Genomic DNA, 25,577 nt, shown 5'->3' on the forward strand with positions numbered 1-25,577 from the left:
TTCTTTACCACGCTGCTGCTGGTGCTCTATGCGCTGCAACTGGAACAGCAGGTGCATCACGACACCGCCAAGCGTGCCGCGCAGCAGCAAGCACGCTTATTAAGCCAATGGCCACAGGAGCAGGCTTTGCCGAAGGCCGGCAACCTGCTGCGCATTGCCAGCGGGCAGACGCCACGCCTGCCGGATAATCAGGGCCGTGCCCTGGTCAACGCACGGGGCTGGGTCGACTTAAATGGCAGCGCGGGGCTGATCGGCGCCGAAGTCATTGTCCGTGATGACGGTCAGCGTCTGGCCATCAGCGCTTCGGCGCCGAGCCTGAGCGAGGTGTTGTTCGACCGCGCACCCAGTTACGCCCTGGTCGTCGCGTTGTTGATGCTGCTGTTACTGGCGGCCTCGCAGTTGCTGATTCGTTTTCTGCTCAGCCACCTCAACACCCTCAAGGACGTGATGTTGCAGGTGGAGAAAAGCGGTGATCTGAGCGCCCGTGTGCCGCTCGATTGCAAGGATGAAGTGGGCCAGATGGCCAGTGCCTTTAATGCCATGCAGGCTGGATATCAACGGGTGGTCGGGATTGTCGCCCAGTCGGCGGCGCAGCTGGATGCGGGGGCCGAGCGCCTGGCCGGCAATATGCGCGACGTGCGCCAGGGCATGCTCGAACAGCAGAGCGAAACCGAACAGGCCGCCACGGCGATCAACCAGATGTCCGCCACCGTGCACCATATTGCCGAGCACACGGCCGCTACCCGCGACCAGTCGAAGAACGCCGAACAGCTGGCGCACAGCGGCCAGCAGGCGGTTGGCCGCGTGAGCCTGTCGATTTCCGGGCTGTCCAGCGGCGTGCAGCAAACCGCGCAGATGATCGAACAGCTGGCGGTCGACAGCCAGAAGATCGGTGGCGTGGTCAGTGAGATTCACGGCATCGCCGAACAGACCAACCTGCTGGCCCTGAACGCCGCCATCGAAGCCGCCCGCGCCGGCGAAATGGGTCGCGGTTTTGCCGTGGTCGCCGATGAAGTGCGCAACCTGGCCAAACGTGTGCAGGACTCCACCGATCTCATCACCCAGATGATCAACACCCTGCAAAGCGGCACCCGCAATGCCGTGGACTTTATGCAGGACAGCTCGATCAAAGCCGATGAGTGCGTCAAACAGGCCGGTGAGGCCGGTCAGGCGCTGGTGGCGATCACCGAATCCGTGGCGCATATGCGCGAAAGCAATACGCAGATCGCCGTAGCGGCCGAGCAACAGAGCCAGGTGGCCGAAGGGATGAACCGCGCGGTGATGCGCATCCGCGATGTCACCGAACAGACCGTCGGCCAGACCGGCCAATCGGCGATTACCAGTGCCGACCTGGCCAGCCTGGCTGGCGAGCTAAATAAGGCGATTCGCCAGCTCAAGCTCTAGCAGGCTGTTGAAAAACTACCTGCGTTGGCAATACTGCGTTAAAAACGGCCTCGGAATGCTCATTTACAGCCAGTAGACTCCGCTTCCTCGGCCGTTTTTGCCTTGTCTTGCCTGCCTCGCCTACGTTTTTCAACGGCCTGCTAACCAAATACCGCTACCGTCTGCCGGCTGATCGCCAGCAACTCACCGGCCGGCGACCACAGCGCCGCCGCAACATGGCCGTAACCATCACGGGCATGTTCGATCTGCGCGCGGTACAGGCACCAGTCCAGGGTGCTCAGCTCGCTCATTGGCTGGACAAACTCGATGGTCCAGGTCAGCGAGCTGCCCGGCGCCGGCGCGCTCAGGTGCGGCAGCACCGCAGGCGGCCAGGCATCCACCAGAGCCAGCAGATGGGCCTCGTTGGCCGGCTCGGCAACGCCTTGATCACGTAGGCGCACCCAGCCGCCCATCTGCCGCGATGGGGTGTTGGTAAAAGGCATGCCGCCAAACGCCCAGCGCATCGCCAGAAAACGGGTGAATTCGGGAGTGACGTTGGCGATATACGGCAATTCCTGGCACTCCTCCACCGCCTTGGCCGGCGGCGCGGGATCGGCTTGCACCGCGATGCGCGACTCGCGCCCGGCACCGAAACTGCCCTGCACGATGGTCACCACCTGGCCATCCTGTATCGCCCGACCCAGCACCTGGCTAACGGCCTTGCCTTCGCGCAGCACTTCTACTGCAAAGCGCACCGGCACATCAGGCGCGGCAGGGCCGACAAAGGTAATCGCCAGGGAGCGTGGCGGCCGCCCGCTCGGTACCTGAGCGCGCATGGCCTCGTATACCAATGCCGCCACCAGGCCGCCAAAACTGGCGCGGCCCTGCCCCCATTGCGCGGGAATCACGACCGCCTGCGGGTTGTCGCGCACTGCCTGGAGTAACTCGGAAAAACCCATAACCACCTCGAACACTGAAGATGTGGGTGATCTTAGGGCAAAGACGCCGGCGCATGACAGGGCATTTCGGCCAAATAAGCCGAAGGTCTAACGTCTTTTCAGCCAGCTCAGCTGCTGGTGCGAGCAAAACCTGCGGTCAATGCCTGCAGAGCCAGATCGGCCTGCTGCTCGGCGCCTTGCATCGCCGCCTGCCAAGCCGGCACGCATGGCTGCAGATCCGCTTCGACTTCGGCGCGCAGCAGCCACTGCCAATGGTCGTGCCAATCGCCCAGCGCCGACTGCGCCTGTTTCAGCTGCATGCGCGTGCGCCCGGACAACTCGACCAACGGCGGATAGGCCTCGGCGGCATAGCGCAGTCGCTTGACCAGCAAGCGCAGGCGGTGACGGTCATGGGCGGGATCAAGCAGGGCTTGCGCCAGGCGCTTACGGTCCTTGCGCAAGCGCTGCCTGATCAGCTTGTGCAGGTCGCGCAGTTGCCCGCTGCTGGCAACCTGACGCCACTGCTGCGGCCAGTCATCCAGCGCGCTCAGCAGTTGTGCCAACTGCGCACTGTCCAATAGCTGCAGGTAGCCCTGCTGTAACAGTGGCTGGCGTGATTGTGCCGCGCCGTCGAGCCCTTGCTGCTGCAGATAGCCTTGCAACACCTCCAGGTCGCGCAGCGGGCCGGTCAAGCGGCCCAACTCGGCCGCACGCTGCTGCAAGTCGTCACAGACTGCGACCGAGGCCAGCGGCCGCAACAGACTGCGCAGTTGGCGCAAGGCGATACGCAGATCGTGCAGAGCCTCATCGTCAGTAGTTACCCGCAACCGTTCACGACAGGCATACACGCGCATCTGGATGCGCAGCACATGTCGCGGCACCTCATCAATCAAGCCTTGCATCGCCTCACTCCTGCTAAATCGTTCCCCAACTTAGGTGCTTATGGATCGGCCACAAGTGGCCAATAGTCGCTATGAGTCCAGACGGGTAAGCCGCCAAGGCAAGGCCCGCCGCAGCGCCTTCAAGTGCTGACGCAACTGAGCCGCCGCAAGCGTTTGTCCGGCATAACGCTGCGCCTCGAAGGCCGCCGCAAAGTCGGCAATCGCCTGGGCCTGGGCCGGCAACTGCTGAGCCGCCCGATGCGCATAATCACGCGGCCCTTCACCAGGCTTTCGCGGCACGCCATGGCGCGCCAGCAGACCCTCGAAACGACGGAACAGCCGCTGCTGCACATCGCGCTCACGCTGCCAGGGTTTGAACAGCCAGAGCGACAACAGACCGAGCAGCAACGCACCGCCGCCGACCAAACCGATCACCAGCGACTGCGCATCCACCCGCCCCAACCAGCGCTGGAGAAACTCCAGCTGCTGCTGGCTCTGGTAGCCCAGCACCCAGCGCTGCCAGCCGTAATTGAGATTGTCCCAGGCCAGGCGCAAATCATTCAGCCAACTGAGGTTGCGGTAGCGCAGCGGGGAAAAGGGCGAATCCTCAAGAAAGCTCTCTTCACCGGCCAGGGCCTCTTCCAGGCCCATTTCGATCCGCTCGGGGGCCACCTGAAAAGTCGGGTCAACGCTGACCCAGCCCTGCCCCGTCTGCCAGTACTCAACCCAGGCATGGGCATCAAACTGACGCACCTGCACATAGTTGCCCGCCGGGTTGAACTCGCCGCCCTGATAACCGGCCACCACCCGCGCCGGAATACCGGCTGCGCGCAGTACATAGGTCATGGCGCCGGCATAGTGGGCGCAAAAGCCGCGGCGGGTCTCGAAGAGGAAATCATCGATATTGTTCACCCCCAGCCTTGGCGGGCGCAGGGTGTAGGCAAAGGGTTCACGATTGAAATGGCTAAGCAGCGCCTGCACCAGTTGTTCGGGCTGCGGGTGCTCACGCTTGAGCTGCGCCGCCCAGGCGCGGCTGCGTGGCTCGCCTTGCTCCGGCAACTGCAGGGCGCGGCGCAGGGTTTCCCGCGTGGCTTGCGGTTCACGCAGCGCCTGCGGCCAGGAGGTGGCCTGATAGATCAACGAACGCTCCACCGGCTGGCGGCGCTGCAGACGGAAATCGCTCATCTGCCGGGTCTGTTCCAGCGTGGTTTCGGCCACATCCAAGGCAAACAGCCAGCGCTGCGCACTGGGCTGCATGACGATGCTGTAGCTGAGCGCCTCGCCCTGCTTCTGCCACTGCGCGCTGGGGCCAAACTCGGCGTAATTGGATTGCGACCAGCGCCGCCCATCGAAGCGATCCAGGGTCAGTGCGCGCCAGTACAGCTCATTACGCGGCGGGGTTGCGCCGTTGAAGCTGGCGCGAAAGGCCAGGGCAGCGGAGCGGCTTAGGTCGGCGATATCCGCCGGAGCCATGCTGTCTGATAAGCCAGTAGTGGTTTTATCGTTCGGCGTGGGCAACGACCACAACGGCCCCATGCGCGGGAAGAACACAAACAGCAACAGCATCACCGGCAGCGCCTGCAACATCAGCCCTCCGGCCAGGCGCGCAGTCGGCCAGGGCTGTTCAGCCAGGCTGCTCTGCTGCAGGCCAATCAAGGCCGCGAGCAAGGCGGTGACCGGCAGCAGACTGAAGAAAGCCATCAGCATGCTGTCATCGAACAGGTAGGCGGTGACCACCACAAAGAAGCCGAGAAAGATCAGCACCAGCGCATCACGCCGCGTGCGCATCTCCAGCAATTTGAGGATAAAGGCCGCGACCAGTAGCACCACCCCGGCATCCAGACCGATCAGGCTGCCGCGCGAGAGAAACACCCCAAGCGCCGCCGCCAGCATCAAAGCGCCCTTGACCCAGGCATTCGGGTAGCGCGCGCGCATGCGGAAAACCTGAATGCGCCAGGCTGCGCTGCCCAGCCACAGACCGATGATCCACAGCGGCAGATGCGGCAGATGGGGAATGATCACCAGGACCTGCGCCACCAGCAGCCAGGTCAGGCTGATCCGCGGGATCACTGCCATACGGCTCATGGCGCACGACCGAACAGCGCCAGGGCGCGCAGGCAGGCATCGCGGTGCAGCTCGCCGCTGTCGGCGCCCAGTACCTGGCCCGGCAGGCTCAGGGCAAATGGCTGCTGACGCTCGGACAATTGCAGCACCCAGTGACAGAGCAGCGACAGGCGGGTTTCGACATCTCCGGCCAACGCATCAAAATCCAGGTACAGATCACGCCCAGTGATCGAGGCAAAGTCCTTGACCAGCAAACCCTGGCCACGGGAATAGGCTTTCCAGTGCAGGCGACGTTTGGAATCACCGGGCTGGTAGGTCTTCAACCCCTGGTAATCGTCCACACCCTGGCCGTGGGGCCGGCTGCCCTCCTCGTCCTGATCCTCACTGATACCCGCGGACAGTGGCAAGTCACCGGGCAAGGGCCGTGGATAGACCAGCACGCGCTGATCCAGATCGACCCAGCTCCAGGCCACCAGAATACCTAGGGGGAAACGGCTCTCAACGCGCAGACGACCGGGTCGCAGCCAGCCGCGCTGTAGCGTTGGCAGGTTTAACTGGCATTCACTCACGCCTTCGGCCGGCACATCCAGCGTCTGCAACTCGGCCGGTGGCCAACCCAGGCTGACGGCCTGATGAGGCCGCTGGCTGCTTTCCAGGCGCACGCGAAAGCCGGCGGGTTCGCCGACAAATACCGCCGGTGCACTGCCAGCCTTGAGGATCAGTCCAGCCAGGTTGCGGTAGGTGTGCAGAATGGCCACGACAAATACCGAGGCCAGCAGAAAGGTCAGGCCATACGCCAGGCTGTTCTGGTAATTGATCGCCGCCAGCAGCATCAACAGCAGCGCCAGCATAAAGGCCGCGCCGACCCGGCTGGGGATGATAAAGATCCGCCGCTGGTTCAGCCGCACGCTGCTGGCTGCCGGAATACGCCGGGCCAGCCAGCGGTTCCAGAGCGGCCTGAGCTGGGCGATCAAAGCGCCGGCACCTCACGCAGCAACCACTGCACCAGGCTGCCGGCGCCATGCCCGGCCGGGTCGGCGCGCTCACGCAGACGATGGCCGACCACCGCAGGCAGCACGGCCTGCACGTCCTCCGGAATCACATAATCACGCCCCGCGAGGAAGGCCCAGGCCCGCGCCGCTGCCAGCAGCGCCAGGCTGGCGCGGGGCGACAGACCCCAGGCGAACTGCGGCTGGGTACGGGTGGCATCGACCAGGCGCAGCACATAGTCGATCAACGCATCGCTGGCACGCACCTTCGGTACTTCGGCCTGTAGTAGGGCCAGTTCGGCGTGATCCAGCAGCGCTGGCAAGCTGGGCAGTAGCGAGCGCCGAGAATCACCGAGCAGCAGGGCTTTTTCCGCGGCCTTGCCGGGATAGCCGAGGGACAGGCGCATCAGAAAACGGTCCAGTTGCGACTCGGGCAAGGCGAAGGTGCCGCCCTGGCTGACCGGGTTTTGCGTGGCAATCACAAAGAAGGGTTCAGGCAGCGGTCGGGTCGCGCCTTCGATGGTTACCTGGCCCTCCTCCATGGCTTCGAGCAATGCGCTCTGGCTTTTCGGCGTGGCGCGGTTGATCTCATCGGCCAGCACCAGCTCGGCGAAGATCGGCCCCGGGTGGAAGATAAATTGCCCGCTGTCCTTGTCGAACACCGAGGTGCCGAGAATGTCGCCGGGTAGCAGGTCGGAGGTGAACTGAATACGCTGAAAACTCAGGCCCAACACCTTGGCTAGGGCGTGACTGAGGGTGGTTTTGCCCATGCCGGGCAAGTCCTCGATCAGCAGATGCCCCTGCGCCAATAGGCAGGTCAGCGCCAGGCGCACCTGCGGCTCCTTGCCCAGCAGCACTTGATTAACCGTCTGCAGCACAGCTTCCAGTTTGGCGCGCATGTATCACTCCTTTAAGACCGATTGGCGATGCTACTGCGCCGCGTTGCCACGGCATAGCGGCTGGAAACCTTTACTGACGAACTTGTGAGCCATGCCATTGATCCAGGCCAACGCCCACTCTGGTTATGGTGTTTAGGATAGGGGCTGTGATCCTTCTCGTTCGCGGCCACCTCGGAGCACCGCATGCAAGCGCCAACTGGCCATGACTGGCACGCCCTGCCAGGGCAACAAAGCCTGGAGCACCTCAACAGCAGCGCCCAAGGCCTGGACAGAGCTGACGCCGCCCAGCGGCTCAGCGAGCATGGCCTCAACCTGCTGCCGCAACAACAGCCCAGCGGGCCGCTGCAGCGCTTTGCCCTGCAATTTCACAACCTGCTGATCTACGTCCTGCTCGGCGCCTGCCTGCTGACCCTGCTGCTGGGCGAATGGCTCGACAGTGCGGTGATCTTTGCCGTGGTGCTGATCAATGCCCTGGTCGGCTTTGTTCAGGAAGGCAAAGCCCAGCACGCCATGCTGGCGATTCAGCAGCTGCTCAGCCTGGAAAGCCGGGTACGCCGCAACGGCCAGGTGCACAGCATTGCCGCCGAACAGCTAGTGCCCGGCGACTGGGTGCTGCTGGAAGCCGGCGACCGCGTGCCCGCCGCCCTGCGCCTGCTGGAGACCCGCGACCTGCGCATTGATGAGGCCGCTCTGACCGGTGAATCCCTGCCCGTGGATAAACACCACGCTGCCGTTGAGCCAGCAGCCAGCCTTGCCGAGCGCCGCTGCATGGCCTACTCCGGCACCCTGGTGAATGCCGGCAGCGCTGCGGGCGTGGTAGTGGCCACGGCCAAGCACACCGAGCTGGGCAAGATCAGCCATATGCTGGAAAACGTGGTCAGCCTGCAAACCCCGTTGCTGGTCGACATGGGCAAATTTGCCCGCCACCTGACCCTGGCTATTCTCGTTCTGGCGCTGCTGACCTTTGCCTTTGGCGTGCTGCTGCGGGGCTACAGCGCAGAGGACATGCTGCTGGCCGCGGTCAGCCTGGCGGTGGCAGCGATTCCGGAAGGCCTGCCGGCGGTGCTGACGATCATCCTCGCCCTCGGCGTGCAGCGCATGGCCAAGCGCCGGGCGATCATTCGCCATCTGCCAGCGGTGGAAAGCCTGGGAGCGGTGACGGTGATCTGCTCGGACAAGACCGGCACCCTGACGCGCAACGAAATGACCGTGCAGCAGGTGTTTACCGCCGCACAGCATTACCGTGTCGAGGGCGTCGGCTATGCACCGCAAGGCAACATTCACTGCGATGACGGCCAACTCTGCCAACTGGACGCCGCCGATGACCTTCGCGAGCTGGCCCGCGCCGGTTTGCTGGCCAATAACGCCAGCCTGTGCAGCGGCGAAAACGGCTGGTACATCACTGGCGACCCCACCGAAGCCGCCCTGCTGACCCTCGCCGGCAAAGTCGGCCTGGACCTGCAGCATGAGGCGCGTGACCTGCCGCAGGTCGATGCCATCCCCTTCAGTTCCGAGCGACGCTGCACCGCCAGCCTGCACCATGACCATGCCCGCCATGGCCTGATTTATATGATCGGCGCCCCCGAGCGTGTGCTCGCAGCCTGCAACCGCCAATGGCGCGACGGCCATCCCGAGCCGCTCGACCCACGCCACTGGCATCAGGCCTTGGACAGCGGTGCCAGCCAGGGCCTGCGTATGCTCGGCCTGGCCATCCGCCCGCTCGCTGAACCGCAACAGAGCCTCGACTATCAGGACCTGGACGGCGGCTACGTGCTGCTCGGCCAGGTCGGCATGCTCGACCCGCCCCGCGAGGAAGCAATTGCCGCTATCGCCGACTGCCACAGCGCCGGCATCGCGGTGAAGATGATCACCGGCGACCATGCCGGCACCGCCAGCGCCATCGCTCAGCGCCTTGGCCTGGGCGATGGCAAACCGCTGACCGGGGCCGAGCTCGACAGCCTCAGCGACAGCCAGCTGGATCAGTTACTGCCGACTACCAACGTCTTCGCCCGCACCAGCCCGGCGCACAAGCTGCGCCTGGTGCAGCGCCTGCAGGCCGGTGGCGCACGGGTGGCGATGACCGGCGACGGCGTTAACGACGCGCCGGCACTGAAACGTGCAGATATCGGCATCGCCATGGGCATCAAGGGCACCGAGGCGGCCAAGGAAGCGGCGCAGATGGTGCTGGCCGATGACAACTTCGCCACCATCGCCCATGCGGTCGAGGAAGGTCGCACGGTCTATGACAACCTGAAGAAAACCATCCTGTTTATCCTGCCCACCAATGGCGGCGAAGCGCTGATCCTGCTGGCGGCCATCGCCCTGGGGCTGACCTTGCCGATCACCCCGTTGCAGATTCTCTGGATCAATATGATCACCGCCGTGACCCTGGCCCTGGCCCTGGCGTTTGAGCCGGCAGAGGCCGAGCTGATGCGCCGCCCACCGCGTGACCCCAAGGTCAATCTGCTCAGCCAGCACCTGCTGTGGCGCGTGGGGTTTATTGCGGTGTTGATGACGCTGGCCAGCCTGGGCCTGTTCTTCTACGCGCAGGCGCTCGGCTGGAGCCTGGAAAGCAGCCGCACCCTGGCGGTCAACGCACTGGTTGCCGGCGAAATCGGCTACCTGTTCAGCAGCCGTCGCCTCGAAGGACCGGCGAACTTCGGCCTACGCGACAACCCGATGGTCTGGAGCATGGTCGCCCTGTTGCTCAGCCTGCAGCTGCTGCTCAGCTACTGGCCGGCCATGCAGCAGGTCTTCGCCACCGCCGCCCTGCCGGCATTCGCCTGGGGCTGGTGCCTGCTGGTGGCGCTGGCGGTATGCGCCTGTGTTGAAGCGGAGAAGTGGCTATTAAACGCAGCCAGGAGCCCCGCTAAATGCCCCCGACACACTGGTCGAATATTGCTTGCGGGCGCATTTACAAGCGAAAGCGTCCGGCCATGCCCTGCAGCTCGCGGCCCAGTTCGGCCAGCTGAATGCTGGAACTGGCGGACTCGTCCATGGCCAGCGCGGACTGGTCGGCAATATCGCGAATCGAGGTAACGCTGCGGCTGATCTCCTCCGCCACCGCGGTTTGCTGTTCGGCGGCGGCGGCAATCTGCTGGTTCATCTCGAAGATCTGGCTGACTGCCGCAGCGATTTCCGCCAGTGCGCCTTCGGTCTGGTTGGCATCCTCTACGGCCTGCTCTACCAGCACGCCACTCTGATGCATGTCCGCCACAGAGCGGCGAGTGCCCTCACGCAGGGTGACGATCAGCCCTTCGATTTCCGCCGTGGACTGCTGGGTGCGCCGGGCCAGCGCGCGCACCTCGTCGGCCACCACGGCAAAACCGCGACCCTGCTCGCCCGCCCGCGCCGCCTCGATGGCGGCATTGAGCGCCAGCAGGTTGGTCTGCTCGGCCACGCTCTTGATCACATCCAGCACCGAGTCGATGCGCTGGGTGTCCTGGCTGAGGCGTTCGATGCTCTGGGTGGTGGTCTGCATGGCGCTGGCCAGCTGGTTGATCCGCCCCAGGGTCTGCTGCACCACGGCCACGCCGCTGTTGACCCGGCGGTCCGCCTGTTCGGTGGAAGACGCCGCCGCCTCGGCGTTACGCGCCACCTCATGCACGGTGGCGGTCATTTCACTCATGGCGGTGGCGACCTGATCGGTCTCCACCTTCTGCCCATTGACGCCCAACCGCGTTTGCTCGGTACTGGCCGACAGTGACTGCGCAGACGCGGAAATTTGCAGCACGCCGCCCTGCAAGCGCCCGACCATCTCGCGCAGGTTGCTGGACATGCCCTGCATGGCGGCCTGCAACTGGCCGATCTCATCGCCGCGCCGCACCTCGATCTGCACGCTGAGGTCGCCATCGGCGATGCGCCGCGCCTGCTCGATCACCTGCTTGAGCGGGCGCACGATCAACAGGGTGATGGCCAGCGTCGCCAGCAGGCCAAGCAGCAGCGCCAGCGCCGTGGCCAGCACGATCAACCAGGTGCTGGCCTGCAACTGTCCATGCAGGCTGGCCTTCTGCCGCGCGTAGGCCTGGTCGACCAGCGCCAGGATGCGCTCGGCTTGCTGCACCAGGTTCTGGTATTCGCGTTTTTGCTGCTGCAGCAGCCCGGTGTATTCGCCCAGCCGGTCATTGAAGGAATTGACGTTGCCGATCACCTCGGCCAGCACCGCCGCATAACCGGGGTCATCCATGGCATCGCGCAACTCGCCGGCCAGGGCCTGGGCGTCGACAGCTTCCTGAATGGTCGTTGGCGTCGCCTCGCCACTGCCGCGGCTCTGTTCCAGCAGCACGCGGGCCTGGTCGAGGGCGCGCAGCAGCAACTGATGCACCTGGCTGATCTGTCCGGCCTGCAGCACGGACTCGGCGCCTGCTTGGCCCTGACTGCTCTTGAGCCGATCGACACCGTCTTCGGCCAGGCCATCCTTGAGCAGGTCAAGGCTGTTGGAGGCACTCACCACCAGCCAGGTAGCGGCCTCCAGCGACAGGCGCATGTTGTCGCTCTGCTCGACATAGCGATCAAAGGCATCGCGATACGCCGTCATGGCCTCGGCCACCTGATCCAGCCCCGCCCGCTCGGCCTCGGGCAGCAGGGCCTGCAGCGCGGTACTGGCTTCGAGAATCTGCTGCGCCTGTTCGTGCAACCGGGTGGCGTGCTGTTTATCGCCGCTGAGGGCGAAATCCTGCTCGCTGCGGCGGATCAGCATGACCTGGCTATTGATCGCGCTCATGCGCTCCAGCAGCGCCGAACGCGCACTGACATCGCGCAGCGCCAGAAACCCGGTGGCCGCCACCAGCGCGGTAAGCGCCAGAACAATGCCAAAGCCCGCCGCTAGTTTGCTCGCCGTGCTCAAACTGGCGACCCGCCGCTGCACCACAGTCCACATAGCTCCCCCTGCCCGAATGACCACAAGGCCGCCCTGCGCTGCCTGCATTCAAGGTTGGCAACATAGGAGCACAGCCGTGCCGGCGACAAGCCAGCAGCCCTGCGCGTGGTGCTAACAGCTAAACGAAGGTCGCTTTTGCGCCAGGCAGCCACGTGCGTCAGCCAGGGCGACGCATCTCGAAACTATCGCGGGTGCGGCTATAGGCCATGCCGCCCAGGCGCCCGACCAGATCGAGCTTATGCGCATCGATGCGACCCTGCTCATTCAGTACCGCATCGTCGATATGCGCCAACAGCACCTCGGCGAAGATCAGATGGCAGTTGGGCTTTTGCGCAGGGTAAGCCTGAATCTGCGCCACCCGGCATTCAAAGGCCACCGCCGCACCGGCGACCCGGGGCGGCGCAATCCGCTGCGAGGGCAGACTGGCGATGCCGCACTGCTCGAACTCGCTGATGCCATAAGGTAGCACCGCCGCACTGGCATTCATTGCCTCGGCCTGGGCAAAAGACACCAGCTGAATCACCAGTTCAGCACTGGCCTGCACATTCAGCAGGGTGTCTTTCAGGCCGCCATCGGCGCGGTGATTGACGTTGACCATCAGGGTCGGCGGGTCATCGCTGATCACCTGAAAAAAACTGAAGGGCGCCAGGTTGTTCACGCCCGCAGCCGATTGGCTGGAAACCCAGGCAATCGGTCGCGGAGTGATGGTCGCAGCCAGCCAGCGGTAACGTTCGAGCGGTTCGAGCGCATTGAAATCCAATTGCATCAGCGGCCTGCTCGCGACTCACGGATATAGAAGCGCGCCCGCTCAGACTTCGCCGTACAGCCCTTGTAACCCTCGAACTGCTGCTGGGTTTTCGCCGCAGTCAGCAGCGACAGCGCCTTGGAATAGCTCACCGTACCGGCAAAGCCCTCGGCCTTGGCCAGGTCCAGTTCGCGCCAGGCCGCATCAAGCTGAGTGGCGCAGCTGTTGCGATAGGCCGTTTTTCCCGCACAACCGCTCAACACCAACAGCAGCATGGGCAACACGATCCACAGTTTCATCGAATAACTCCTACAGATAGACAGACGAATGACTCGGCATCAGGGTAGATCGCGTCAATCCGCGCGATCTATCAGTACAGCCAGTAAGACGCGAAAAACAGACAAAAGTGCCCACACCCCCGATTGCCGCCACATTCCGCCTCGACTGCCATGGATACTAACAAATCGCGCCTTGGCGGCACGCGGTGCGGCGCGTATGTTCACTGCATAAAAAGTGACGGGGATCATCAGGATGAGTAAGCGCATTGCGCTGGTATTGGGCTCCGGGGGCGCGCGTGGCTATGCGCACATCGGCGTAATCGAAGAGTTGGAAGCCCGTGGTTATGAAATCGCCTGCATCGCCGGCTGCTCCATGGGCGCGGTGGTGGGCGGCATCTATGCCGCTGGCAAACTTAATGAATACCGCGATTGGACGCAAAGTCTGGATTACCTGGACGTGTTGCGCCTGCTCGATGTGAGCTTTCGCCTCGGCGCAATTCGCGGCGAAAAGGTCTTCGGCAAGATTCGCGAGATGGTCGGCGAGATCAATATCGAAGAATTGCCGATCCCCTTTACCGCAGTGGCTACCGACCTGACCAACCAGCAGGAAATCTGGTTCCAGGAAGGCTGCCTGCACCAGGCGATGCGCGCCTCGGCGGCAATTCCCAGCCTGTTTACGCCAGTGATACAAGGCAGACGCATGCTGGTCGACGGCAGTTTGCTCAACCCATTACCGATCATTCCGGTGGTGTCCGCGCACTGCGATCTGATTGTCGCGGTCAACCTCAACTCGGCGCACCAGCAGCATTACGAGCTGCCGATTATCGAACGTGCTCCGGCGCTCAAGGGGCGCTTCGATCTGCTGATGAGCTCGCTCGGCTCGCGTCTGCCCTCGTTCAAACGCAAACCGGGGGAAGATGACGAACTGCTTCTGCTGGAAGACCAGAGCCATGCGATGCAGCCCGAAGCCATCAACCCCTGGCAGCAAACCCGCGCCAATCCGGACAAACCAAGCGCGCCAAAATCGGCCAGCGGCTCGCGGGTTGCCGACCTCAGTGGGCCGGCCTCACTGCTGGAGCTGATCAACCAGAGCTTCGAGGTGATGCAGACCTCCTTGGCGCAGTACAAGATCGCCGGCTACCCGCCGGATATCCTGATCAATGTACCTAAGCGGGTGTGCCGCTTCTTCGAGTTCTACAAGGCGCCGGAGCTGATCATGCTTGGCCGGCAGATCGCCAGCGATACGCTGGATAAGTATGAGCGTGGCGAGCGCTAACCCCTCAGCTCCAACAAAAACGGCCAGACGCCCTGCTTTACAGGGCGTCTGGCCGGTTTTACCGCGCGAGCTATGCCGCTGGCGTAGCGCTGTAGGCGTTACTGAAGGGTGCTTGCACCCTCGCTGTCGTCCAGCAAGGTTTCATCGGCCGGGGCTTTATGGCCCATACCGGCCAGACCGCCACCACTGTTTATGGCCAGGGCCACAAACTGCTCCACGGTCATCTGCTTGCCGTTGAAGGTCAGCTGATCGTTGGCGTAATGCAGGCTGGAACTGATGTCCTCGCCCTGCACCACCGCCAGTTCGCTGGCCACCGCCATACCACTGGCCATTTCGCCCACCATCACCGCCTGCTGAGCAATCGCCTGCTTGTCGGTTTCGCCGGCAATCGTGGCCTGCACGCCGACCACATCAGCGATCATGGCTTTGGATACCCGCAATTGGGCATCCAGCCGGGCGATCAGTTGCTTGGCCAGTTCAGGCGCCGGCAGGTCGAAGGATGCTGGCTTGTCGAGGTCGAGGGCAAAACTGAAGCTGCTCTCGCCGTTGGCGGTCTTGAATGCGAGTTTTTCCAGGGCCAGGCCCGGTTTGCCGGCTAGGAGTTTCTCCAGATCGCTCTTGAACTGCGCGGCCTGCGCGTCGGTCAGCTGCGGCATAGCGTTTTCACTGTCGACCTTGCCGCTCTGCAGCAGCGTGCCGTACAGCTCGACCAGCGATTGCAGGGCGGCGGCGTCGAGGTTTTTCACGCTCCAGAGCATCTGCGAAGAGCCGATGTCGTTGCCCTGGTAGCGGATCATGCCAACGTCATAGCTGTAGCGCGCCGACAGCTGCTGGTTGGCTTCGCTGGTTTCATCGCGCTGAACGAAATCCTTAAACAGAATGGGCGCGTTCGCGCCAATCTGCAGCTTGATCTGCTGCAGGCGCACCTCGTTCTGCCCCAGGTAAAAGTCGCTGACACCCTTACGGGTGTTGCTGCTGAGGTTCATGCCCTTGAACTCAAGGTGCATGCTTTGCTCGCTGGCCAGAGTTGAGCTGACCTTGAAGCTGTCCATCACGCCGCTGGCGCTGACTGTCTCGAGATTCGCGCTGCTGTCGAAGTCGATCTCCAGGCCGCTGAAATCGATCTGGGTCTGTTCATCCAGCGCCACTTGCAGCGGTTGCACACCCAGTTTGCCGCTCAGCGAACGGTCGTAGCCAAGGCTGACCTGCCCCTGCAGCGGCGTACCGCCCTGGCTGCCGGCGAACCATTTTTCCAGCTCCGGGCTGCGCTCCAGCGCGTAGTTGCTGGTGGCCATAACGGGCAGCAGCTTGAGGGTTTGCAGTCGCGACAGCGGGAAAGGCCCATGCTCGATACGGTCGCTGACGAACCACTCGAAATGGCTCGGCGCTTCGCCGTCCAGGCTGCCGGCAAACTGCATGCGGTAGCGCGCGTTGCTGCTGAACAGCTGGCGCTCCAGCGAAACCAGCTCGATGGTGGCGCTCAGACCCAGGGCCGGCAGGGTTTTAGCCATGTCCTGGTTGGCTTGCTGAATCGAGGTTTCCAGCACCGCGGGAAGCTGTTGCCCGGTGTACCAGGCGCCTGCGCTGCTCAATGCGCCGAGAATGACAACTGCGCCAAGGGCGCTGCCTACGACTTTCTTCATGGGGGTATCCTGCGTGTCCGTTAGGTGTATGGGCTTCCCTGCTGCCGTCTGTGCCACTGCGGGGCAGTGTGGCGGCCGAAGGCGCAGCAAGGCTACCACCGCAACCACAGGCGACCTAGGCGCCGCCGGAGAAATTTACCGGAAATGCCAACCCGCTCGAACCCCGGCGCGGTGGCGGCGCACACTCAGCTGCGCGGCTTGTCGACCGTTTCAGCGCTGCTCGCTGCACTGTTCAGCACCGGGCTACCGACCCAGTCACTGAGTAAGCTGTAAGCCACGGCCAACAGGGTTGGACCAAGGAACAAGCCCATAAAGCCAAACGCCAGGATGCCGCCGAACACCCCGAGCAGCACCACGATCAATGGCAGGTTGCCGCCACGGCTGATCAGATAGGGTTTGAGGATATTGTCGACGCCGCTGATCACCAAGAAGCCCCAGATCAGTAGAAACACGCCCATGCTGACTTCACCCTGCCAAAACAACCAGGCCACGGCCGGGCCCCAGATCAGCGGCGGCACCATGATCAGGCTGAAGCCGAAAGTCAGAATCCCCAGCACCAGCGCACCCGGCACCCCGGCGATGGTGAAGCCGATCCAGGCCAGAATCGCCTGGGCTGCGGCTGTACCGATCACCCCGTTGACCACCCGTTGTACGGTGCCGGCGACCAGCTCCAGGTAATGCTCGGCGCGATCCCCAATCAACCGCTGCAACAGGCTTTCGGCAAACGCCGCCAGACGCGGCCCATCGCGGTAGAAGAAGAACACCAGAATCAGGCTCAGGGCCAGTTCCAGCATGCCGCCACCGATCTGCGCACTGCGCGCCAGCAGCCAGTTGCCGACCTGGCCCAGGTACGGCCGCACGGTGGCGAAAAATGCCGCACCCTGCTGGTCGATGGTCATCCAGAAGCCCACCAGACGCTCGCCAACCAGCGGCACGCCAGCCAGCCAGGTGGGGGCCGGCGGCAGGCCGTCGACCTGGAAATCCTTGAGCAAGGCAGTGAAATCCTTGATGTGATCCGCCAGGTTGAAACCGAGCATCACCAACGGCACGGCCACCACCACGGTCCAGGCCAGGGTCAGTAGCCCAGCCGCCAACGCCTGACGGCCGCCGAGCAGGCGCGTCAGCACGCGCATCACTGGCCAGCTGGCAAACGACAACACCGCAGCCCAGAACAGCGCCGACCAGAACGGTGCCAACACCCACAGGCTGGCGCCCAACAGGACCAGCAGCAGTATCTGCACCAGTAAACGATCGTTATTGGCCATTCAAGCAGCTCCCTGCACAACGCAAAAAGGCTCTGCCACAAGGGACAGAGCCGGATCTATTAATAACGACAGAGTAGCGACAGTGATGTCTTAGCGCAGCACGTTGAGTTGTACGCCGCTGACATCCGCCTCACCCAGCTCCAGACGGCTGGCGCGCACCCGCTGCTCAACCAGCGCATCACGCCAGGCTTCGGCTTGTGCACCGCTGATGGTCACACGCAAGGTGCTGTCGAGCCTGAGGCTACGCGCCAGCAGTTCGATCCACGCAGCGCTGGGTTCGACCTGTTTGGCCAGGCGCAGTTCGCCGGTGCTTTTCAGCTGGCGCTGCAGGGTGGCCGGGGTGGGCAACAGCTCACCCAGTGGCGCAGTGGCCTTCAGCAACTCGGCATGCAGGTAGGCGCGTTTGTTGCCACGGGTGATGCTATACAGCGCCAGCAGGCTGTCCTGGCGCGGTTCGGCCAGGCGTAGCAGCGCGTAAGTCTGCTGGTCATCCGAGCCGGTCAGGGTGGCGTTATCGAATACCGCGTTAGCCCACAGGCTGCTTGAACCGCACTCACGGCCCACGCACCAGTAAAGCAATTCGGCATCCTTGGCTTGCAGATCGCCCCGGGCCTTGGCAAACACCTCATTGGCCGTGTGGGTGCGCGGCAGCTCATAGGTCAGGGCGGTCAGCTGGCCCTGTGCAGCCACTTCGCGCTCGTAGCGCAGGGTGCCGCTGATGCGCCGAATCGCCCCTTGCGGGAAGATCCGCTCCTGCTCGGCAACCTCCTTGAAGTTGACAATCTTGCTCCCGGCGAAACGCGGCAGCACGTCCAGGTCCTGGCTGCCGGCCACGTCTGCACAAGCCACGGCACTGGCCAGCAGCAGGCTCAGACCGAGGCAGTAACGATTAAAGCGGCTCATTTGATCAGCATCGCTTGGCCGGCTTTGACGATTTTCTCGCTGTCTTCTTCGCGCTTTGGCACCAGCAGGCCCCGCTGCACCGCAGGACGGGCGGCCAGCTCAGCCATCCAGCGCTGCAGATGCTCCAGACCATCGACCGAGACGCCGGCCCAGTCATGGATGCGCACCCAGGGATAGGTGGCGATATCGGCAATGCTGTAGGCATCGGCCAGGTACTGCGACTCGCCCAGGCGCCTGTCGAGCACTTCATACAGGCGGCGGGTTTCGTGCTGATAACGGTCGATGGGGCCCTGCAGCTTCTCCGGAAAATAACGGAAGAACACATTGGCCTGACCCTGCATCGGGCCGACCCCGCCCATCTGGAACATCAGCCACTGGATCACCCGCGAACGGCTTTTGCCGTCGCTGGGCAGCAACTGACCGGTTTTCTCGGCCAGATACAGCAGTATGGCGCCGGACTCGAACACCGCGAAATCATCATTAGCGCGGTCCACTATCGCCGGAATGCGGCCATTGGGATTGATTTTGAGAAAGGCCGCAGCCTTCTGTTCTTGCTTGTCGAAACTCAACGCCTGCACGTTGTACGGCAGTTGCAACTCTTCCAGTGCGATGGACACTTTATGGCCGTTGGGGGTGGCGGCGGTATACAGGTCGATCATGCGAATCTCCGTGGCTATCGGCCACACCTTTCCCCAGTTGCCTTGATCAAGTCAAGGCGCACCCAGGAAAGCTTTGAAACAGTCTGCGACCAAGCCCGCGCCCACGTCGTCATCCAGGTGCAGATGATGGCCACCAGGCAACTGCGCCACCTCGATGGCCAGGCCCGCGACCAACTGAGTGATGCTCGGCTGCGCGAGCAACATGCCCTGCTGCGCCATCAGCAGTTTGACCGGGCATTGCAGGTTGCGCACAAACGCCAGTGCATGGGCGTGGGTCAGGCGCAGTGGTGATGGCAACGTCAGGCGGCTGTCGGTGCGCCAGGTGTAGCCACCGGGCACGGGCATCAGGCCACGTTGCGCGAGCAATTCTGCCGCCTCCCGGCTGACCGCCCCTACCCCGCGCATGCGCGCCTCCACGGCGCGAGCAAACTCCGCGTATACCGGCTTGCTCTTGCCGGCCAAAGCCAGCTGCGCCTTGAGCGCTTCACCGAGTTTCTGCGGCGCCGTGTCCGCCTCGCCGGTATAGGGAATCAGGCCGTCGATCAGCGCCAGGCGCTCGATCCGCTCCGGCATCGCCGCCGCCAGCAGCACCGAGACAATCGCGCCCATGGAGTGCCCGAGCAGGGCAAAACGCTGCCAGCCGAACTGCTCGGCAACCTGCAGCACATCATGGGCATAGTCCCAGATGGCGTAACTGGCGCCTGGCGGGCGGTGATCGGAATGGCCGTGGCCGGCAAAATCCAGGGCCACGATGCGCAGCCCCGGTAGCAGCGGCGCCAGACGGGCGAAGCTGGCGGCATTGTCCAGCCAGCCATGCAGGGCAATCACCGGCACGCCGTCTTCGGGGCCATAGAGGTGAGCGGCCAGTTCGATATGCGGCAGGCGCAGACGGACTTCTTCGAAATTCAGGCTCATGCACTTTGCTCGCTTGCGGGCTGGCCGGACCAGCGCTGAAACAGGGTTTTCAGCAGCTCAGCGGTGTCCTGCGGGCGTTCCAGGGGAAACATATGCCCGCCTGGTAGCGTCAGGTATTCGCCTTTAGGCACGCGCCGCACCAGATGTGCATGATGCGGCAGGACCACCCGGCTATGCCGGCCGCGGACCATGGCCAGCGGCACTTTCAGCTGCTGCGGACGGCCCGGGCTGGTGTGCGGCACGCTGCGGTAGATGCTGATTTCCGTGGCCGGATCAAAACGCAGGCGCAGGTTATTGCCCGTTGCTTGCAGGCCATGCTGCACATAGGCGTCCAGGCACTCGGGATCGAAGCGGCGGAACAGCCCTTTAGCGGCGAAATAGCCGCGCGCCTCGGCCTGGTCGACAAATTCCTCACGCCGGCCCAGGGTTCGCCCGGCCGGGGTGATGCGGTCGATAAAGCCGAAACGCTTGGCGGCGCGAATCACCAGCTTGTCCGCCAGGGTCAGCACCGGCGAATCGAGCATCACCACCCCGCGGTACAGCTCAGGGCGCAGCAAGGCAGCGTGATAATGCAGCACACCACCGAGTGAATGACCGACGCCCCACACCGGCTGCGGGCTGGCTTCGAGGTGATGGATCAGCTCATCGACCAGGTTGCTCCAGTTGTCATTCACCGGAAAACGCGGATCATGGCCGTGCTGCTGCAGATGCTGCACCGAATAGTCAGGCGCCAGCGCGGCAAACAACTTGCCGTAGGTGGCCGAGGGAAAGCCGTTGGCATGGGCGAAGAACACAGGCTGGGTCATGGCGGCAGGCTTATCGGGAGAGTTACCGATGATTGTCCGGCAGCCCTGCCGATGCGGCAATGACAAAACGGCCAGTGAATGACGGCACTATGGCCAAAATGAATGGGAGGCCCGCCAGCGATTACCGGCGGGCTGTGCTCAGCGTTGTGCCGGGCCGTTTTCACCTAACGGCACAATGGCCATGGTCAGCCGGGAAATACAGCTGGCCTTGCCATCCTCGCCGCTCAGACGGATATCCCAGACATGGGTGGTGCGCCCCAGATGCACGGCGCGCGCAACCGCCGTGACCCGGCCGCTGCGCAAGCCGCGCAGGTGGTTGGCGTTTACTTCCAGGCCGACGCAGTAGAACCTGCTGCTGTCGATGCACAGGTGGCTGGCGGTGGAGCCGAGGGTTTCCGCCAGCACCACCGAGGCGCCACCATGCAGCAGGCCGTAGGGCTGATGAGTGCGCGCATCGACCACCATGCTGGCGCTAATCGACTCGTCATCGAACGACTCGAAGCGGATATCCAGTTGCTCGCCGATGGTGTTTTTCAGAATCGCATTGAGCTGTTCAAGATTCGGGGTTTGCTGCCAGAGGGCCATAGTCAGTCCTTTAGGGTCGGTTCAGCCTGAATGTGACCGGCACACAAGCACGCCGGCCATATGCCCGATCACTCGTGCCAGAGCACCGCTTCGCTGCGGGTGGTCCACTCGGCGAAGCGTTCACCATAGGTGCCTTCAACCACCGCGCGCTTGATCTTCAGAGTAGGCGTGAGGAAGCCATTCTCCACCGCCCAGACGTCCTTGACCAACACCAGGCGTTGCAGGCGCTCGTGTTTATCGAGGCTCTGATTGACCTGCTCCAGCAGATTTTTCAGGCTACTTTCCAGCTCGCCACGGCCACTGTTGGCCGCCTCGCTGCGCCCCACATCGGAGAGCACGCAGAGCGCCATCGGCTGGGCCATGCCATCGCCGACCACACACACCTGCTCGATACGCGAATGCTCGCCCAGACGGTTTTCAATCGGCGCCGGGGCGACGTACTTGCCTTTGCTGGTCTTGAAGATTTCCTTGATCCGCCCGGTCAGGCGCAGGTTGCCCTCGGCATCCTGTTCACCCTTGTCGCCGGTGCGCAGGAAGCCATCGGGGGTGATGGTTTCTGCGGTTTTCTCCGGGTCCTTGTAATAACCCTGCATGGTCGCGCCGCTGCGCACCTGCACCTCGCCATCTTCGGCGATACGCACTTCCACGCCTGGGCTGTTCTGGCCGATCCAGCCCTGTTTGAACTTGCCCGGCCGGCACACATGCGAGTAACCGCAGTTCTCGGTCATGCCGTACACCTCCAGCACATCCAGGCCCAGGCGCTTGTACCAGGTGAGCAGTGCTTCAGGCACCGGCGCCGCACCGGACAGGGCATAGCGCACGGCATCCAGGCCCAGGCCGACCAGCACCTTTTTGCCGACGATGCGGCCGATAATCGGCAGCTTGAGCAGGAAATCCAGCTTCTCGGCCGGCATCTTGCTGTAGACGCCCATCTGGAACTTGGTCCAGATGCGCGGCACACCGAACATCACCGTTGGCCGCGCGCGCTTGAGGTCTTCAAGGAAGGTTTCCAGGCTTTCGGCGAAGAAGATCGTCTGCCCGGCGTAGATCGACGCCAGCTCGACAAACATCCGCTCGGCCACGTGGCACAGCGGCAGGTAGGACAGCACTCGATCATTCTCGCCAACGCCGAACAGCTCGGTGGCGTGGCTGGCGGCAAAACCGAGGTTGCTGAAATGCTGCATCACGCCTTTCGGCGTGCCGGTGGTGCCGGAGGTGTAGATGATGGTGGCGAGCTGCTCGGCAGCCGCCTTGGGATTGTCCTGAATCGGCGTGCAGGCCTGCAGGTCATCCCAGGTAAAACTGAACTCACCCTGGGGCCGCAGCGGCAGGCCGATGGTCGGCACATCCGGCGGCACACCGGGAGCCATGGCTGGCCAATCATCCAGCTTGCCGACAAACACCAGCGCCGCTTCGGAGTGAGCCAGCACCTGGCCGACAGACTCGGCGGTGAGGTTGGGATAGAGCGGCACCGAAACATGCCCGGCCATCCAGATCGCCAAGTCGCTGACGATCCAGTGCGCGCAGTTCTTGGAAATGATCGCAATGCGGCTGCCCTGCGGCAGTTCGCGGCTACGCAGCCAGTTGGCCGCACGGCGCGCCTGCTCGCCGACATCGGCCCAACTCAGTTCCTGCAGCTGACCGCCCGGCAGCGGCTGCACCATGTAGCGTTTATTCGGGTGCCGAGCCTCGCGCTCATAAAACACCTCAAGCGGCAAACGGATTGCATCAGCCACAGGGCTTCCTCCTTTGTTGTTTTTGTGGAGCCAACCAAGCAATTGCTTGGTCGGACTATTCCACGCACAAAGGCAGCCCGCAAGCGGAGAAATGTTTCGGTGTGTAGTGCCGGCCAGGAAGCCGTTTACAGGCTCACGAGGCGGCGCCAGCCGGCCCAGCGCCGCTGCCCACTGCGCGCCAGACCGTAACCGAGCGCCCCTGCAATGGGGCTCTGCCACCACACGAAAGATCAAAATCACCAGGCCTACGCACACAGAGGTGATCGACGAATTGTCTATTGTCTTCCAGCATTCTTGCGCGTAACTATACTCAGGCGAGTTCTATGAAATGACCCACAAAGTCAGGCGCGCGGGAAAAGGAAGTTCGAACTATGGACAAGCCACCAACAGATAGTCCGCCTGCTGAACTTCAGTCTCGTGCCGAAAAAATTGTTGAGTTTCGCCGGCAAAAAACCCTGCTAAAAACCAGCGCGCTGCAGGACGCCATCTTCAACAGTGCCTACTTCTCCAGCATCGCGACCGACGAAAAAGGCGTGATCCAGATTTTCAACGTTGGCGCTGAGCGCATGCTCGGCTATCTGGCCAAAGATGTAGTTGATCTCATTACCCCGGCGGATATCTCCGATCCCAAAGAGTTGATCACCCGCGCCGCCGCACTCAGCCTGGAGCTGGGCACACCCATCACCCCGGGCTTCGACGCGCTGGTATTCAAGGCGTCCCGCGGTATCGAAGACATTTATGAACTTACCTATATCCGCAAGGACGGTAGCCGCCTGTCAGCCATGGTCTCAGTGACCTCGCTGCGCGACAGTGCTGAGACCATCATCGGTTATTTGTTGATCGGTACCGACAACACCGCACGCAAAGAAGAAGAAGCGGCGCAAGCCTTACTCGACCAACGCTTGCGTGATCAACAGTTTTATACCCGCTCATTGATCGAATCGAATATCGACGCCCTGATGATGACCGATCCCCAAGGCATTATTTCAGACGTCAATAAACAGATGATGGCGTTAACTGGACGCACCCGCGACGAATTAATCGGGGCACCCTGCAAAAATTTTTTTACTGACCCAGCCCGCGCCGACGCCGCCATCAAACGCGTGCTCAGTGAAAACAAAGTTAGCGATTACGAACTCACCGTGCTCGCCTGTGACGGTACTGAAACCGTAGTGTCCTACAACGCCGCGATCTTTCATGACCGTGACAGAAAACTGCAGGGGGTATTTGCCGCTGCTCGCGATGTAACCGAACGTAAGCGTTTTGAGCGTACCCTCGAAGAAAAGAACATTGAGCTAGTGCGTGCGAGCCATATGAAGTCGGAATTTCTGGCCACCATGTCCCATGAACTGCGAACCCCGCTAAATGCTGTAATAGGGTTCTCCGAAGTGCTCAAGGATGGATTAGTCGGCGACATGACGGATATTCAACGCGAGTACATCAGCGATATTTTTACCAGTGGCCAGCATCTACTGTCTTTGATCAACGACATCCTCGATCTGTCTAAGGTTGAAGCCGGCATGATGGAATTGGAACTGGAATCCGTCGATCTAGAAAACCTCTTGAGCCATAGTTTATTGATAGTTCGCGAGAAGGCTGCGCTAAAACGAATTCAGTTGAAACTTGAAATAGCCAGCGACTCTACGATGTTTGAACTCGACCTACGCAAGACCAAGCAAATTGTTTACAACTTGCTCGCCAACGCGGTGAAATTCAGCGCGCAAGGTGGTTCGGTGACCCTGGCTGCGCGTCAGGTCAGGCGTGAGCGTGTGGGCGTGATTGAGGGCGACAGGCCGATATACGGCTTTGCAATCCCGGATAGCGAATATGGGCAGTTTCTCGAACTGAGCGTCAGCGATACCGGGATTGGTATTGCACAAAGCAGCATGAACAAGTTGTTCAAGGCGTTCAGTCAAATCGATAGCAGCCTGGCACGCAAATTCGAAGGCACAGGCCTGGGCCTTGCGATGGTCAAGCAATTGACCGATCTGCACGGCGGCAGCGTTGCCGTGGCCAGTCGTGAAGGGACTGGGGCGCGCTTTGTGGTCTGGCTGCCAGTGCGTCGCTCAATTTCTGTTGTGGAGGAATCGTGGCCGAAATCCTGATTGTCGAAGACAACGCCGCCAACATGCGCCTGGCTTGCCTGCTGCTCACCAATGCAGGCCACAGCGTACTCTGCGCGCGCGACGCAGAAACGGGCCTGGCCCTGGCCCGTGAGCAAAGGCCTAAGCTGATTCTTATGGATATCCAGTTACCGGGAATGGATGGGTTGGAAGCCACCGCGTTACTCAAACAGGACCCCCAGACTTCAGCAATCCCAGTGATAGCACTTACCGCCATGGCCATGAAAGAGGACGAGGAGAAAACCCGACTGGCCGGCTGTAATGCTTACATAATCAAACCGTTACGCTATAAAGAACTCTATCGGGTAATCGATACATTGCTCCAAACCGCCTAATTCTACCGCCTCATACTTGAGCTAGTGCCATGCCCAATAACTCTGCAACAGTCTTGATTGTCGACGATGAAATTCATGTGCGTAAATTGTTGACCACGCTATTGCAAAGTAAGGGCTATGTGACGCTGACCGCTGGCTCGGGCGAGGAAGCGCTCGCAATGACTGAGCAGCAACCACCTGATCTGATCCTGCTCGACATCATGATGCCGGGCATGGATGGCTACGAAGTTGCCCGTCAGCTCAAGGCTGGCAAAACCACCTGCAATATTCCAATC

Annotated in this window: 21 protein-coding genes and 3 pseudogenes; 7 read left to right on the forward strand and 17 right to left on the reverse strand. The window is 62.4% G+C overall.

What is annotated here, in order from left to right:
• Positions 1-372 precede the first annotated feature (372 nt).
• Both WA145_RS01560 and WA145_RS01565 read left to right on the forward strand, forming a co-directional pair.
• A pseudogene (locus WA145_RS01560) lies at positions 373-534 on the forward strand (HAMP domain-containing protein); the annotation flags it as partial.
• Between the two features lie 114 nt (positions 535-648).
• Positions 649-1,404 carry a methyl-accepting chemotaxis protein gene (locus tag WA145_RS01565; protein ID WP_422579893.1) on the forward strand — a complete coding sequence of 252 codons (756 nt, stop codon included), beginning with the start codon at positions 649-651 and terminating at the stop codon, positions 1,402-1,404.
• Between the two features lie 140 nt (positions 1,405-1,544).
• On the opposite strand, the gene WA145_RS01570 is transcribed toward WA145_RS01565, so the two are convergent.
• The 5 genes from WA145_RS01570 to WA145_RS01590 all read right to left on the reverse strand — a co-directional run bounded on the left by WA145_RS01570 (position 1,545) and on the right by WA145_RS01590 (position 7,154).
• Positions 1,545-2,342, reverse strand: a complete 798-nt coding sequence (locus WA145_RS01570; RefSeq protein ID WP_422579873.1) for an acyl-CoA thioesterase — start codon at positions 2,340-2,342, stop codon at positions 1,545-1,547.
• A gap of 107 nt (positions 2,343-2,449) precedes the next feature.
• Positions 2,450-3,223 carry a CHAD domain-containing protein gene (locus WA145_RS01575; protein WP_422579874.1) on the reverse strand — a complete coding sequence of 258 codons (774 nt, stop codon included), beginning with the start codon at positions 3,221-3,223 and terminating at the stop codon, positions 2,450-2,452.
• 69 nt (positions 3,224-3,292) lie between these two features.
• Positions 3,293-5,287, reverse strand: coding sequence for a transglutaminase TgpA family protein (locus WA145_RS01580; RefSeq protein WP_422579875.1), 1,995 nt, complete (start codon positions 5,285-5,287; stop codon positions 3,293-3,295).
• Positions 5,284-6,240, reverse strand: coding sequence for a DUF58 domain-containing protein (locus WA145_RS01585; RefSeq protein ID WP_422579876.1), 957 nt, complete (start codon positions 6,238-6,240; stop codon positions 5,284-5,286). The genes WA145_RS01580 and WA145_RS01585 overlap by 4 nt, the downstream gene beginning before the upstream one ends.
• Entirely contained in the window at positions 6,237-7,154 is a 918-nt protein-coding gene (locus tag WA145_RS01590) for an AAA family ATPase (protein WP_422579877.1), read from the reverse strand. The genes WA145_RS01585 and WA145_RS01590 overlap by 4 nt, the downstream gene beginning before the upstream one ends.
• A gap of 183 nt (positions 7,155-7,337) precedes the next feature.
• Between WA145_RS01590 and WA145_RS01595 the strand changes: the two are divergent.
• Positions 7,338-10,004 (forward strand): annotated as a pseudogene (locus WA145_RS01595) (HAD-IC family P-type ATPase); the annotation flags it as partial.
• 64 nt (positions 10,005-10,068) lie between these two features.
• Here the strand turns inward: WA145_RS01595 and WA145_RS01600 are convergent.
• From WA145_RS01600 to WA145_RS01615, 4 genes and pseudogenes are all read right to left on the reverse strand, one after another.
• Positions 10,069-10,941: a methyl-accepting chemotaxis protein gene (locus WA145_RS01600; RefSeq protein ID WP_422579894.1), complete on the reverse strand. Its 873-nt coding sequence runs from the start codon at positions 10,939-10,941 to the stop codon at positions 10,069-10,071.
• Positions 10,924-12,081 (reverse strand): annotated as a pseudogene (locus WA145_RS01605) (HAMP domain-containing protein); the annotation flags it as partial. The pseudogene WA145_RS01605 and the gene WA145_RS01600, both read right to left, overlap by 18 nt.
• Before the next feature lie 109 nt (positions 12,082-12,190).
• Entirely contained in the window at positions 12,191-12,799 is a 609-nt protein-coding gene (locus tag WA145_RS01610) for a flavin reductase family protein (protein ID WP_422579878.1), read from the reverse strand.
• Positions 12,799-13,077 (reverse strand): hypothetical protein, encoded by a 279-nt coding sequence (locus tag WA145_RS01615; RefSeq protein ID WP_422579879.1) that lies wholly within the window; start codon positions 13,075-13,077, stop codon positions 12,799-12,801. The genes WA145_RS01610 and WA145_RS01615 overlap by 1 nt, the downstream gene beginning before the upstream one ends.
• 232 nt (positions 13,078-13,309) lie before the next feature.
• On the opposite strand from WA145_RS01615, the gene WA145_RS01620 reads away from it, so the two are divergent.
• Complete coding sequence (locus WA145_RS01620; protein ID WP_422579880.1) at positions 13,310-14,332, forward strand: patatin-like phospholipase family protein; 1,023 nt, start codon at positions 13,310-13,312, stop codon at positions 14,330-14,332.
• Between the two features lie 98 nt (positions 14,333-14,430).
• Here WA145_RS01620 and WA145_RS01625 read toward each other — a convergent pair whose 3' ends face one another.
• From WA145_RS01625 to WA145_RS01660, 8 genes are all read right to left on the reverse strand, one after another.
• Positions 14,431-15,975: a YdgA family protein gene (locus tag WA145_RS01625; protein ID WP_422579881.1), complete on the reverse strand. Its 1,545-nt coding sequence runs from the start codon at positions 15,973-15,975 to the stop codon at positions 14,431-14,433.
• 185 nt (positions 15,976-16,160) lie between these two features.
• Positions 16,161-17,240, reverse strand: a complete 1,080-nt coding sequence (locus WA145_RS01630; protein ID WP_422579882.1) for an AI-2E family transporter — start codon at positions 17,238-17,240, stop codon at positions 16,161-16,163.
• Positions 17,241-17,330: 90 nt separating this feature from the next.
• A complete protein-coding gene (locus WA145_RS01635; RefSeq protein ID WP_422579883.1) occupies positions 17,331-18,143 on the reverse strand; it encodes a DUF4892 domain-containing protein in 813 nt (270 codons plus the stop codon).
• The gene (locus tag WA145_RS01640) at positions 18,140-18,802 is read right to left on the reverse strand and encodes a glutathione S-transferase family protein (RefSeq protein ID WP_422579884.1); all 663 of its coding nucleotides are present in this window, start codon (positions 18,800-18,802) and stop codon (positions 18,140-18,142) included. The genes WA145_RS01635 and WA145_RS01640 overlap by 4 nt, the downstream gene beginning before the upstream one ends.
• 51 nt (positions 18,803-18,853) lie before the next feature.
• Entirely contained in the window at positions 18,854-19,717 is an 864-nt protein-coding gene (locus tag WA145_RS01645) for an alpha/beta fold hydrolase (RefSeq protein ID WP_422579885.1), read from the reverse strand.
• Complete coding sequence (locus WA145_RS01650) at positions 19,714-20,523, reverse strand: alpha/beta fold hydrolase (protein ID WP_422579886.1); 810 nt, start codon at positions 20,521-20,523, stop codon at positions 19,714-19,716. The genes WA145_RS01645 and WA145_RS01650 overlap by 4 nt, the downstream gene beginning before the upstream one ends.
• Positions 20,524-20,661: 138 nt before the next feature.
• On the reverse strand, positions 20,662-21,108 hold the full coding sequence (locus WA145_RS01655) for a hotdog fold thioesterase (protein WP_422579887.1): 447 nt from the start codon (positions 21,106-21,108) through the stop codon (positions 20,662-20,664).
• A gap of 68 nt (positions 21,109-21,176) precedes the next feature.
• Positions 21,177-22,844, reverse strand: a complete 1,668-nt coding sequence (locus WA145_RS01660) for an AMP-binding protein (protein WP_422579888.1) — start codon at positions 22,842-22,844, stop codon at positions 21,177-21,179.
• Between the two features lie 371 nt (positions 22,845-23,215).
• On the opposite strand from WA145_RS01660, the gene WA145_RS01665 reads away from it, so the two are divergent.
• The 3 genes from WA145_RS01665 to WA145_RS01675 form a co-directional block, all read left to right on the forward strand.
• Positions 23,216-24,949, forward strand: coding sequence for a PAS domain-containing sensor histidine kinase (locus tag WA145_RS01665; protein ID WP_422579889.1), 1,734 nt, complete (start codon positions 23,216-23,218; stop codon positions 24,947-24,949).
• Positions 24,934-25,302, forward strand: a complete 369-nt coding sequence (locus WA145_RS01670) for a response regulator (RefSeq protein WP_422579890.1) — start codon at positions 24,934-24,936, stop codon at positions 25,300-25,302. Before WA145_RS01665 ends, WA145_RS01670 begins: the two co-directional genes overlap by 16 nt.
• Positions 25,303-25,331: 29 nt before the next feature.
• Positions 25,332-25,577, forward strand: a 246-nt coding sequence (locus tag WA145_RS01675) for a response regulator (RefSeq protein ID WP_422579891.1), incomplete at its 3' end; no start/stop codon positions are given.

This window comes from Pseudomonas sp. (assembly GCF_049301935.1).
Lineage (GTDB): Bacteria > Pseudomonadota > Gammaproteobacteria > Pseudomonadales > Pseudomonadaceae > Aquipseudomonas.